This window comes from Chitinophaga sp. YR627 (assembly GCF_900114995.1).
Taxonomy (GTDB): Bacteria; Bacteroidota; Bacteroidia; order Chitinophagales; family Chitinophagaceae; genus Chitinophaga.
This window is the reverse complement of the sequence record NZ_FOUX01000001.1, coordinates 768182-781952: the sequence shown is the minus strand read 5'-3', so window position 1 is coordinate 781952 and position 13771 is coordinate 768182. Positions and strand designations below refer to the sequence as shown.

The window sequence follows — 13771 nt, the reverse complement described above, 5'->3', positions numbered from 1 at the left end:
AATGCTTAATAACCCGGGTTCTGTTTGGCAACGCCACCAGCTCCCAGTTGAGGGTTGTTATCAATTTCCTGCTGAGGGATGGGCAACAGCTCATCCCTGTTAGCCCTGAAATAAGACAAGGGATCTGTCGTAAAATATCCCTTCTTCCGCCATCTCAGGATATCCCGGTTACGGATCTCTTCTCCGCCCATTTCTACCACCTTCTCATGCATCAATGCTTTTGTCACCTGGTCTTTATTGGACACCGGGAACTGCGCAGTCGGATAATGTGGCATAGCAACAGATACCCTGTCCCTGATCTGATTCAGATATCCAACTGCCGCACCTGTATTCCCCAGTTCATTCTCACATTCCGCCAGCATTAACAACACTTCCGCATAGCGGATAATACGCTGATTATTGCCACCGGGATGATAGGAAGCAGTTGACAGACTTTGCTTATAGATCAGCATAAACTTACGCCAGCTCACTTTCTTCGTAACACCATTCACCACAGAAGCATTACCGTTCTGCATCGCATCCGTCAGCACATCTACATCATTGTTGAACTTATCGCCGGTCTGGTATACAGAACCACCATAACGTGGATCAGTTTTCGCAGCACCTGTAGCGGTATTTTCAAACTCGTTGAGAAACTTGTTGGAAGGGATGAGGTTTCTCCAGGCTACCGGACTATACTCCTGATTACGGATGGTTGACTGCGCAGTACCAGCTCCATCACCGGTGCCATTCCAATCAAAGCCATTATCGCCCCTATCGAAATAAACAGCCTCCCAGATAGACTCTGCATTGAACTCCGTTTCTTCCAGGAAATTATCCATGTAATTGTTCATCAGGTGATACAGACCAGAACCGGTTACTTTCAGCAAAGCATCTTTTGCAGCAGCATAATCGCCCTTCTGTAACTGCACCCTGCCCAGCATCGCATTGGCAGCACCAATAGTGATCTTCCCCTGATCTGCAGCACCATAGCTGGGTTTTAAGTCACCGGCTGCTTCTGTCAGATCTTTGATGATCTGTGTATACACCACATCCACCGCCGCTCTCGCCTGAAACTGATCAGGTGCACTGACAACTACTGTATACAGGGGTACAGCCCCCCATAGCGTCACCAGTTCAAAATAAGCCCAGGCACGGAAGAACTTGGCCTCTGCCACACACTGGTCACGTAACTCGTCATTATCTGTTACATTCGGCGCACTGCCGATCACGGTATTCGCACGATGGATAACGGTATACAATCCTCTCCAGACACTCGCCATCACCGCATTATCAGAAGAAGTGGCGCCATTCAGCATCTGTGCCCTGGGTACTTCCAGCTGCCCGCCACCTGATGACACATCGTCGCTTCTGAGATCATGTACAAAAAACCATTCCCTGCCCACCAGGTTACCCGCATGAAAAGCAGAATAGATAGCATTCGTGCCCTTCTGCATTTCAGCGCTGTTTTTGAAGTAATTATCCAGTGTTGCATAACTGGGATTTGTCTTATCCAGATCCTTCGTGCAGGAGCTGGTAAATATGGCTGCTGTCAAAAGCGCCGCCATGATATGTTTATAGGAAATACTCTTTTTCATGTCTGATCGTTTTTACTGCGCTTGTTTAGAAACCTACCTGTAAGCCAAACTGGAATGACCTTGCAGAAGGATACTGACCATAATCAACACCATTGGTAAGTGTCGTATTCTTGGAACCGATCTCCGGATCCCATCCCTTATAACCGGTGAAGGTCAGCAGGTTCTGAGAAGAAACATACACCCTGAAGTTGCTGACCGCACCATGCGTAAGCGTACGCAACGCGGATGCCGGCAGCGAGTAACCCAGGATAACGTTCTTCAGTCGCAGGTAAGAACCATTCTCGATCCAGCGGTCTGATACACGTGCATTCTGATTGGGATCACCGCTGACTGCCCTCGGGATATCCGTATTTGTATTTGTCGGTGTCCAGGCATTCAGTACCTCCACGCCTGCTCCAAACAGACGGGCCATTCCTTCACGCAATACGCGGGTACCATTGAAGATCTTATTACCCTGTACGCCCTGGAAGAACAGGGAGAGGTCAAAGTTTTTATAGTTACCGCTGTAGTTCAGCGCGTAGGTGAACTTAGGAATATAGGTTCCGAGGAAAGTGCGGTCATCCGCAGTGATCTTACCGTCACCATTCAGATCTTTGAATTTGATATCACCGGGAGCAGTAGATTTGGCAGGATCAGTACCTGCAATCTGTACCGGGCTCTTATTCACTTCATCCTGGCTCTGGAAGATGCCTTCTACCACATAACCATAGAAGGACTGGATTGCCTGTCCGCCTACCGTACGGGTCATATTACCATTTCCAAAATCGGCATCCGCGCCAGCATCGATGGTCGCACTGGCAGTATTCAGACTGAGGATCTTGTTTTTGATAAACCCGATATTACCTGTCAGGTTCCAGGTAAAGCTGCCACCAGTTTTATTATAACCCAGTTGCAGGTCCACCCCGTTATTCCTCATAGAAGCAGCATTCAGCTCTGAACCTGTACCTCCAAACCCAAAACTGTAAGGCGTCGGAATCGTCAGGATCAGGTTATCCGTTTGTCTCCGGTACCACTCAGCTGTGAAAGTGACCCGGTTATTGAACAATCCCAGGTCCAGACCAATATTCAGCTGTTTGGTTTTCTCCCACTCCAGACCACTGCTGGCCAGCTGATTGTAATAAGAAGCATTACCCACAGTAATGGTATTGCCAAAAGGATAACTCGCACCATTGGCCTGTACTACTGCCTGCCAGGGATATTCATTTCCCAGAATAGAATTCTGCAAAGCGGGGAAAATACCGATTGCGTTCAGACCTGTAATACCCCAGCCACCGCGGAGTTTTAATTCAGAGATCGCCGTTACCGGTTGCAGGAAAGGCTCCTGGTCTATCTTCCAGCCCGCAGACACAGATGGGAAACTCTGGAACTTCTTGCCAGGCGCCCATACAGACAAGCCATCGCGACGAATAGCACCACTCAGCAGGTATTTACCCGCGAAATCATAACTCAGACGTCCGATATACGATTGTATCAAAGTAGCAGTACGGGAAGAAAAAGCGGTCACATTCGTAGCACCAACAAATGTTTCCCGTTCATTGGTACTCTGGTTACCAGACTGTGTCTCACCAAAATTGTCTGCCTGCTGTCTTTCATACACCGCTACGGCATTAAAATGATGATTATTAAAGGTCTTGTCAAAAGTCAGCTGTTGTGTATACAGCAAAGTCGTTCTGTTGGAGCGCTGATCATTAATCGTCGCAACAGACGCATTTCTGCCCTTATCATTGTAAATAGGCAGGAATTCATGTTGATAGTTGGATACATAATCTGCCCCGAAAGTAGAACGGAAATTCAGCCAGGGTGTAAGATTCACCTGGGCATACACTGTACCCAGTAACTTGAATACCTGACGATGTGCATTACCCAGCAGGATCGCATCCTCTACCGGGTTGGTAGGATCGGCGCCATCCACACTGTTCTCTGCATTCCGGAAACCGCCATTGGTCGTCGGATCATACACCGGCAGATAAGGCAATGCCCTGATAATGTTGGCCAGGCGGGTCCTGTTACCGGAAGTATTATCATAGCGCTGTTTGGAATAAGAAAGTAATACATTCTCTCCTACCGTAAACACCTTGCTGATGTTATGTTCTGAGTTAATGCGGAAATTACCGCGCTCATAATTAACGCCCTGCGCAATACCATCCTGTTTCAGATGGCCGGCAGACATAAAATAACGGGAGGCTTCATTACCGCCACTCACAGATACATTTGACTGCGTGATCAGCGCCTTTCTGAAATAGGCATCCTGCCAGTCCGTATTGGTCTGTGCAAAGGTCTGGGAAGTACCGTCATACAACGGCTGATTGAAATTGGCATCTTCCAGACGCGGAGGTCTGGCAATACCGGCAGCACCGTTCAATGCACGCTCATATTGCAGGTATTGCTGCGTATTGAGCAGGTCGATCGTCTTCCAGGCTGACTGTACACCTACATAGGAATCAAAGTTGACATGCGGCTTACCATCACGGGACCCTTTCCTGGTTGTAATGATGATAACGCCATTCGTGGCACGGGAACCATAAATGGCCGCTGCACTTGCATCCTTCAGCACCTCTACCGATTGCACATCTCTGCTGTCAAAACTGGCGAGGTTAGCAGTGGGGAATCCATCGATCACATACAAAGGGTCAGAAGCATAGCTGATAGAACTGATCCCCCTGATACGGATGATCGGATCGGAACCGGGTGTACCGTTATTGGTAACCGTCAGACCAGCCACACGGCCCTGCAGGGCCTGTTGTACACTGACTACCGGCAGTTCGGCAATGGTCTTACTGTTCACTGATGCCACAGACCCTGTAAGGGAACTTTTCTTCTGTGCACCATAACCGATCACCACCATCTGCTCCAGGGATTGGGAATTTGGCGCCAGACTGATCTCGTATTTAGCACCACTGCCTACCGTTACCTGTGAGGTTGTATACCCCACAAAACTGAACAGCAGTACATCACCTGCGGTAGCATTGATAGTGTAAGAACCGTCAGTGCCGGTAACAGTACCCCTGGATGTGTTTTTAACAGCTACGGTAACGCCGGACAGGGGCTTCCCTGTCTCATCCAGTACCTTACCTCTGACTGGTGGGTTGTTTTGGGCATAGGCGCCGGTCAGCAACAACATGGCCACGATCGTGGTCAGCCAAACCGGAAGCGCACGTTTCTGTTTGCCGGGGGCCGGACGCATCCGGAAAAAAGCTCGTAAAGAAAGCTTCATAACGCGGGGAATTGATAGTTTTTAAATGATAATATATCAACAGGAGAAAAATATTGTCAACTTAACACATATTGAGTAGATCCATGAGTAGACAATGCGCTCTCCGGGGAACACAGTATTTCATACGGGAATCGTTTTTAGTTTGAGCTGATATTGGTCCTCGCTGTCAATTCAGGTGTGAAGTACCTTATAAATTGCCAGATTTTTTGGTCATCCCTTATCAATAATTAGTTATTATTTCTCAAATCACAATCGGTTGCGTAAATTTAGGGAGTGAACCCGAATAATGGACCCGGAAGTCTGGCCATCAAATGAACAGGAACGTTGTACTGATACATTTATTTATCGCTTTTATCTGAACCACGTATGCAAGACACACTATTAATAGTGGATAATAACAGGGACATATTACAGCTGCTGTCCAGGGACCTGGGAAAGGATTACCTCGTCGTTACAGCTGAAAACGGCCAACATGCCCTTGAAATGATAGAAAGTCATCCCGTACGCATCATCATCTCAGATATGCAAACGCCATTGCTCAGCGGTTTCGATCTCTGTCTGCATGTTAAAACCAGCCTGCACTATTCACATATTCCCGTGATTCTTCTTACCGTAGGAAAAAGACCGCAATCACAGCTGGATGGTTTGAAAGCAGGTGCAGATGCCTGTATTGATAAACCCTTCTCCTCCGAACACCTCAAAGCCCAGATCAGCAGTCTGCTGAACAACCGCAAAAAGATCAGGGCCTATTATACCCGCTATCCCCAGGGACATATGGCAGCCGCCAACTGCCCGAAACCGGAAGAAGATTTTCTCGCAGCACTGAACCACCTTATTCTCGACAACATCGAAAACACAGCCCTGGATGTAGACCTGCTGGCAAAGCTCCTGAACATCAGCCGCCCTACCCTCTACAGGAAGATCAAAGCGCTGTCTGATATGACGCCCAATGAACTGGTCATGGAAACCAGACTGAAAAAAGCAATCGAATTACTGACAGGTACAGGATATAAAATATTTGAAGTGGCCCTGATGACCGGATTCAATTCCCAGAGCAGTTTTGGTAAGGCTTTTCTCCGGCAATTCAAGATGACGCCTACCGCCTTCCAACAGATCAGCAAGAAAGAAGGAATACTCCGGACATCCTTTTTCTAGCAAAAAATCACCTTGCTTTTGTTATCTTTCCGCCTTATTTTCAGGCAAATGAGCTCTTTTTGCGCACAGGAAGAGTATGTGAACAATATGAATCATCACCACAATACCGGCGGTATCCGCCTGTTATTCTTTATTATAAACCTGCTTTTCCTTACCTGTGGAACAGCGTTGACTGATGCCGCTGCGTCCGATAACCAGCAACAGCCCATCGCGGAAATAAGCAGGCTTAGAACCCAGGCTGAAAATCTGCTGCTAAAACCTGGCGCTGTACAAAGTGATATGGACAGTGTTCGATATATTGCCGGACGTATAGAAGTCCTCAGCAAACCGACACATTATAAGCAGGGACTGGGACTGAGTAAACTACTCCGGGCAATGGCATTTCGGGAAGAAGGACATCCTGACAAAAGCCGTCCGCTGGCAGAGGAAGCGGTCAACATATTAAGCAGTACAGGCACTGAACTTCTGCACGCAGATGCACTTGTAGAACTGGGAGCTTCTTATGGTAATTCCGATCCCGATCTCCCTCCTAAAATAGCGCTGTATGAAAAAGGTATCAACATCTATCACAACCTTGGCGATCAGTTAAAAGAAGCTACCTTACTCGAGGTACTGGGTGACCTCAATCTGCTGAAACAAAACCATGCAGACGCACTTAAACACCTGAATCATGCGCTAAGCTTATACAAAACACTGAACTATAAAAGACTACAGGGCATCTATGCCATCATGGGTAGCGTATACAATGAGCAGAGCAACTTTGTTGAGGCCCTGCGCTACAACCTGCTGGCACTGAAAACAGGAGAAGAACAACGCGATTCCAGTACACTCATGGCCACTATCTACAACAGACTTGCTATGAGTTACTACAGTATTGACTATAACAAACAGGCCCTGGAATGTTATCAGAAGGGAATCAGGATCTCAAGGATCAATAATGATATACCCGGTGTACAAAACCTGCTCTTTAATATCGGTGAGGTCCTTGGCAAAATGAGGCGGTTTGACGAAGCGCTGGACAGTCTGAATGCCGCCTATACCCGTTATCCGGTAGCCGACATATATGATGAAGGATTCTTTATGATGCGGTATGTGACGATTTATCTCAACATGAAGGATTACCGTAATGCTGAGAAATACTATCAGAAAATGCTGGGGATCTACGGACAGGTGAACGAGATCATGAAACAGGAACTACGTGTCCCGATGTCCTCCTACCTGACAAAAACCGGCCATTATACAGAAGCAGCACATTACCTCGATTCATTTGCGATCATGGAGCGCACCTATCCAGCTTCCGTATCACGTAATGCACTGGTGTCCCTGCTGCAATACAAAACTGACTCTGCCCGGGGCAACCTCTCCGGCGCTATCAAACACATGCTGCAGCATAAGATGCTTTCTGACTCCGCCCGGAACCTGGCCCAATCCAGACAATTAGGACAGATTCAGCTCCAGTTTGAAACAGAGCAGAAAGATAAAGACATCAAACTCCTGGTACAGAAAAACCAGCTGCAGGAAGCAGACCTGCAAAAGGAAAAGGTCTTCCGCTATGTCATCATCGGCGGTGTGATCATCCTCATTGCCTTTCTCGCCCTGATGTATGCCCGCTACCGGAGTAAAAAGCGGACCAACATCCAGCTGGAAAGCCAGCAGAACGAGATCAACGCCCAGAACGAAGCCCTGAAAGGCCTGCTGGATGAGAAAGAATGGCTGCTGAAAGAAATTCACCACCGGGTGAAAAACAACTTACAGATCATCATCAGCCTCCTTAACACACAGTCCCAGTACCTGAATAATAAAGACGCCCTGGCAGCCATCCGGAACAGCCAGCAGCGGATGTATTCCATGTCGCTGATACACCAGCGCCTGTATCAGACAGACAACCTGGGTAAGATCGATATGCACTGGTATATCCCCGAAATGATCGGGTATATGAAGGATAGCTTCGAGACAGAGAAAAAGATCAGTTTTAAGGTCAATTGCGACCCTATAGCGCTCGATGTGATCCAGGCAGTACCCCTGGGCCTCATTTTGAATGAAGCGGTCAGCAATGCCATTAAATATGCCTTTCCGGACAACCGTAAGGGAAGGATCTCCGTCATTTTGCAGATGATCGCAGAAGATACCTGTGAACTTAGCGTCAGCGACGACGGTGTCGGTATCCCCGAAGGAAAAGACCCATTGGCCACGGCTTCTCTCGGTATGAGCCTCATGCAGGGACTGGCCATGCAGCTGGATGGAACTTTTGAGCTAAGCAATAATTATCCGGGCCTTTCTATCAGAATTTCATTCAAATACCAGAACTTTGCTACCAGCGAAAAAGCCCACGCCTATGCCGACTAGGGACCTTTTTCTGAAGCCCCGCATAAAATTGCGATATATCGTAAATTCTCCCAGCTCCCGTTTTTACTAAACCAACTGATAATCAAACAATAATATTCTGGTATTGATATTGGCAGATACTACACTTCGCTGAATCAGCAGCGAACCTATCAAAATTGACGATTACAGCATGAGCGGCATCCGCTATATACTTTTTATCAGCTTTCTACTGCTTACGGTCTATGGACGGTCACACGCAAACGTGTTCCGCTCCGGAGAAGACGAACGATCCGCTGCCATTGCCACCATACACCAGTTATGGCAACAGGGAGATCGCATCCTTGGTAAAACCCAACCGCTTGCAGCCGATTGCGAAAATGCAAAACGCATCTCACAGGAGATGGCTACCCTCAGTCGCAGGTTTAACTATGACCAGGGACTGGGCCTCAGTAAACAACTCATGAGCGCTGCCCTGCGCCACAACAAACAGGGTAACGAAGCCACCGTGTATGCCATGGAAGCCGTAGACCTCCTTAGCAAAGCGGGTACGGAAAAACAGAAAGCTGACGCCTTTATCGAACTGGCAGGTTGCTATAGCAACGCCGATACCGATCTTCCTATGAAGATCTCTCTCTACGAAAAAGGTGCTCATCTCTATCACCAGATAGGCGATAAGGTCCGCGAAGCCGCCCTTCTGGAAATGATCGGCGATCTCTATCAGCTCAAAAAAGATTATACCACCGCCCTGTCCCGGCTACAACAGTCACTGGCACTTTACCAGTCCGCCGGTTTTAAACGCCTGCAGGGCGTCTATGCCCTCATCGGCACCGTTTACAACGAACAGAACAACTTCGTCGAAGGCTTACGTTACAATATGCTCGCCGTCCACACAGGCGAAAAAGTAAAGGATACAAGTCAACTGATGGCCACCGTGTACCAGCGCCTCGGGATGAGCTACCATAGTATCAATTACACGCGGCAGGCACTGGAATATTATAAAAAAGCTCTCCTCCTCGCATATCAGCTGAACGATTCAGCTGCTGTCCAGAATTATCAGCTCAACATTGCTGAACTGTTCATCAAAACCGGACAATACAAAGAAAGCATAGATACGCTCAACATTGCGGTCAGTTACCGCCCTATTACCGAAGCAGATGACCTCAGTTACCTCTACCGGCAATACCTGCGTCTATACCTTGCCCTGCACGACTACCATAAAGCAAACAGTTATTACCAGAAAATACTGCAACTCCACAATAGCGACAGAATTTCTGAATATGAAAGAACAGGATGCTCCGCTTACATATCTTTGTATCTTGTAGAAACAGGTCACTTCCGGGAAGCAGCGACGTACCTGAATGAGCTTGCCACACAACAGATATCATCTGTGCAGGGTAATGCGATGCTGGAACGCCTCCGTTACAGAACGGATTCTGCACTGGGTGATCTGACAGCTGCTATTGGCCATTTCCAGCAGTATAAAACCTTATCAGACTCACTGAATAGTCTGGCGCAAACAAGACAACTGGGCCAGCTGCAACTGCAGTTTGAAACAGAAGAAAAGGATAAAGACATCCTGCTGCTAACACAGAAAAGTCAGTTACAGGCCAGTTCACTGGAAAAAGAGATCATGATCCGTTACCTGATCATCGGCGGAATTCTGATATTGATCGTTTTCCTGATACTGGTTTACACCCGCTACAGGAGTAAGAAGCGAACTAACATCAAACTGGAAAGTCAGCAGCATGAGATCAACGAACAAAATGAAACACTGAAAGCACTGCTGGATGAGAAAGAATGGCTGCTGAAAGAAATACATCACCGGGTAAAGAATAACTTACAGATCATTATCAGTCTGCTGAATACACAGTCGCAATACCTGAACAATGAAGACGCACTGGCAGCCATCCGCAACAGTCAGCAGCGGATGTACTCCATGTCGCTCATCCATCAGCGCCTGTATCAGACGGAAAATCTCGGGAAAATAGACATGAACTGGTACATTCCCGAAATGATCACCTACATCAGGGATAGCCTGGATACCAATGCCCATATCAGCTTCAAAGTGGATAGCGATCATGTGGCACTGGATGTAGTAGAAGCTGTACCACTCGGACTCATTCTGAACGAAGCAGTCAGCAATGCATTAAAATATGCGTTTCCCAATCAGAGCAAAGGCAATATCGGGATCAGTTTTAAAGCCATTCCGGACGGCAACTGTTTCCTCAGTATCAGTGACAATGGCGTAGGCATTCCCGAAGGGAAAAACATAGCCGAATCTGCCTCTCTGGGCATGAGCCTCATGCAGGGACTCAGCCTCCAGCTGGATGGTACATTTACACTATCCGACAATCATCCGGGCGTTTCCATCACGGTCGCCTTCCGATGCAAGGAATTTATATCGAACGAAAATATACATACACACACCTGATGAACAGTAAAGGAAACATATTGATAGTTGAAGACGAATTTATTGTCGCAAATGACCTGCGTCTTATGCTTCAAAAAGCAGGATACAACATCTGCGGCATTGCGGCTTCTGTTGTGCAGGCACGTGCGCTGATAGAAAAACACAATCCGGAATGGGTTTTGCTGGACATTATCCTCAAAGGCGACCTGTCCGGTATTGACCTGGGAAAAGAGTTAATGGAGAAAAAAGTGCCCTTCCTTTACATTTCCGCCAATACCAACCACCGTACACTGGAAGCAGCCAAACTGACCCAGCCCTACGGCTTCCTCGTAAAACCTTTCCGGGAAAAAGACCTCTTTGTGATGCTGGACATCGCACGGTACAAACACCAGACAGAAAACGTGCGCCTTCAGCGGGAAGCCACTGTAAAAGCAGATTCCAACTGCCTGGATTCCATCATCGGGACCAGTCCGAAAACCAAAGAACTGATTGAACAGATAAAAATAGTCGCCCCTTCCGATACCTCTGTGCTGATCACCGGCGAAAGTGGTACCGGTAAGGAAATGGTGGCACAATGTATACACAGGCTTTCTCCCCGTGCCAACCGCCCGCTGGTAGTGGTAAACTGTGCCGCCCTGCCCCTGTCCCTGATAGAAACAGAGCTCTTTGGTCATGAAAAAGGCGCTTTTACCGGCGCCACACAGAAACGTACCGGCCGCTTTGAACAGGCAGATAAAGGTACGATCTTCCTCGACGAGATCGGGGAAATGCCACCGGATGCACAGGTAAAGCTGCTGCGCGTTTTACAGGAAAAAGAGATCGAACGGGTAGGTGGAGAAAGTCCGGTAAAAGTGGATGTTCGTATCATCGCGGCGACTAACAGACAACTGGAAAAGGAAGTGGCAGAAGGTCGTTTCAGACTCGACCTCTATTACCGCCTGAGTATCTTCCCGCTGGAATTACCGCCTTTGCGTAACAGAAAGGAAGATATCCATGCGCTGGCACATCATTTCCTGAGAAAGTACGCTACAAAGAACAATATACCAGTAGAAGGTATCAGTGATAATGCGATGCGGGAGCTGATGGCCTACGACTGGCCGGGCAATATCCGTGAACTGGAACACGTGATCGAAAGACATGTATTGTTGTCCACCACCCACCAGATCGAGAGTATCGATATGCCAGCCACCTTATTACGGGAAACGGAAATTGTGCAGTCCGGGAAACTGAAAACAATGGAAGAAGTGGAACGTGATCACATCATCAATGCCCTGAAAGCAGGCAAAGGGAAAGTATCCGGACCAGGCGGCGCAGCCGAATTACTCAGCATGCCCGCACAGACACTCTACTCCCGCATGAAAAAGCTGGGTATTAAGCAGACTTTTAAAGGATAGCGCTTTATTCCTCCTGCTGCGCACCGTCTGCATTGACGTAATGCAACTTTTTAATACCTAATTTCTTCATCCGCGAGTTCAGCGTGGTAGAAGGCAGTTTCAGTTTTGCCGCGGCCCCGTTTGGCCCGGCAATCCTGCCATTGCATAGCTTCAGTACCTTTAGGATATATTCCTTTTCCATCAGGTCCAAAGGCAATATAAACGTACTATCCAGGTCCTTTGACGCTGTAACAGGCACACCCGGCAGATCAATCTTTGCAATAACCGGTGTAGTGGTCAGCAGCAGGGTTCTCTCCATCAGATGCTCCAGCTCCCGCACATTACCCGGCCACTCATAATGCATCAGGCTTTCCATCGCTTTCGCGGAGATGGAAGGTGTATCTCTCCTGCTGTTCGCAGCAAAACGTTGCAGGAAGTGATTGGCTAATGCCGGTATATCTTCCTTGCGCTCCCGAAGGGGTGGAATAGCAATCGGAAATACATGTAAACGATAATACAGGTCACTCCTGAAACGACCCGCTCTTACCTCTTCTTCCAGGTTACGGTTCGTCGCTGCCACAATGCGCACATTCACTTTAATAGAACCCTTTCCGCCAATACGCTCAATTTCCTTCTCCTGTAAAACACGGAGTAACTTCGACTGAAACTCCAGTGGTAGCTCACCGATCTCGTCAAGGAATAACGTACTGTTATCCGCCAGTTCAAACTTCCCGATCCTGCGCTGTGTCGCGCCGGTAAAACTCCCCTTCTCATGTCCGAACAATTCACTTTCGATCAGATGGGGTGGTAAGGCAGCACAGTTCACCTTGATCATCAGGTTGTCCCTGCGCGGAGACCCGGCATGAATGGCGCGCGCAAATACCTCTTTACCCGTACCAGTCTCTCCCAGCAGTAATACAGTAGATTCTGAAGGCGCCACCCTGGAGAGAATGGTAATACGGCGCTGCATCTCGGCAGAAGTGCCTACAATATCGGCAAACGTACTCTGTAAACCCTGTTGTTCCTGTAGATAATGATTTTCGTTCTGTAATTTCTGGCGGAAACGTTCAATCTCCTGTAACTGCTTCTCAATCGTCTCATTCGCCAGGATATTACTAATGCCGATGCCCAGTATATTGGCGATGGCATTGGTCAGCCGGGCATCCACTTCATTAAAGGCATTGCGTTGATCGGTAAATAAATACAGCAGTCCTCTTGGCTGCTGACCATTACAGATCTTCACCGCCATCATTTCCACAATACCCACATTGAACCAGCGATAAATATAAGGTGGTACCAGTCTGCCCCGCATGAGTTTCTGCAGTTCAAAGCTCACAGGTCCATCAGCTGCCAGTACCAGGTTAAAAACCCCGTCCTCAATCGGATGCAGATCACTGATGATAGGCGTTTCGCCCGTCCTGGATTTAATAGTTGATTCCTCACTATGCAAAAAAGGCGTATGTGTCACACCATCCTCATTGATCATACAGATGGTGTAGTATTTACTGTTAAAGAGTTCCAGCAGTTGTGCCGTAATCAGATTATCCCAGAGATCTTCCCGGTGCCTCGCGGCCGCAATGCTGTTACTCAGCTCCAGCAGAATAGCCTGCTCTTTCTCTTTTTGTACAAGTTGCTCCGAAGACATCTCCATACATTAAATATTTTGTTCACTGTTTCCTATTATGCTATTGGCAAACATAAACAGAAATGACGATAT

General features: G+C 47.8%; 7 protein-coding genes. 4 read left to right on the top strand and 3 right to left on the bottom strand.

What is annotated here, in order from left to right; all coding sequences use genetic code 11:
* Positions 1-5 precede the first annotated feature (5 nt).
* Positions 6-1577 (bottom strand): RagB/SusD family nutrient uptake outer membrane protein, encoded by a 1572-nt coding sequence (locus tag BMZ72_RS02760; RefSeq protein ID WP_089805022.1) that lies wholly within the window; start codon positions 1575-1577, stop codon positions 6-8.
* A gap of 25 nt (positions 1578-1602) precedes the next feature.
* On the bottom strand, positions 1603-4791 hold the full coding sequence (locus tag BMZ72_RS02755; RefSeq protein WP_255373084.1) for a SusC/RagA family TonB-linked outer membrane protein: 3189 nt from the start codon (positions 4789-4791) through the stop codon (positions 1603-1605).
* 366 nt (positions 4792-5157) lie between these two features.
* On the opposite strand from BMZ72_RS02755, the gene BMZ72_RS02750 reads away from it, so the two are divergent.
* The 4 genes from BMZ72_RS02750 (at position 5158) to BMZ72_RS02735 (ending at position 12075) form a co-directional block, all read left to right on the top strand.
* Positions 5158-5946: a response regulator transcription factor gene (locus BMZ72_RS02750; protein WP_089805020.1), complete on the top strand. Its 789-nt coding sequence runs from the start codon at positions 5158-5160 to the stop codon at positions 5944-5946.
* A gap of 48 nt (positions 5947-5994) precedes the next feature.
* Positions 5995-8292 carry a tetratricopeptide repeat-containing sensor histidine kinase gene (locus tag BMZ72_RS02745; protein ID WP_255373083.1) on the top strand — a complete coding sequence of 766 codons (2298 nt, stop codon included), beginning with the start codon at positions 5995-5997 and terminating at the stop codon, positions 8290-8292.
* A 169-nt stretch (positions 8293-8461) separates the two neighbouring features.
* Positions 8462-10702, top strand: a complete 2241-nt coding sequence (locus BMZ72_RS02740; protein WP_089805018.1) for a histidine kinase dimerization/phosphoacceptor domain -containing protein — start codon at positions 8462-8464, stop codon at positions 10700-10702.
* A complete protein-coding gene (locus BMZ72_RS02735; RefSeq protein WP_089805016.1) occupies positions 10702-12075 on the top strand; it encodes a sigma-54-dependent transcriptional regulator in 1374 nt (457 codons plus the stop codon). Before BMZ72_RS02740 ends, BMZ72_RS02735 begins: the two co-directional genes overlap by 1 nt.
* Before the next feature lie 4 nt (positions 12076-12079).
* On the opposite strand, the gene BMZ72_RS02730 is transcribed toward BMZ72_RS02735, so the two are convergent.
* Positions 12080-13705: a sigma-54-dependent Fis family transcriptional regulator gene (locus tag BMZ72_RS02730; RefSeq protein WP_089805014.1), complete on the bottom strand. Its 1626-nt coding sequence runs from the start codon at positions 13703-13705 to the stop codon at positions 12080-12082.
* Between the last annotated feature and the right edge of the window lie 66 nt (positions 13706-13771).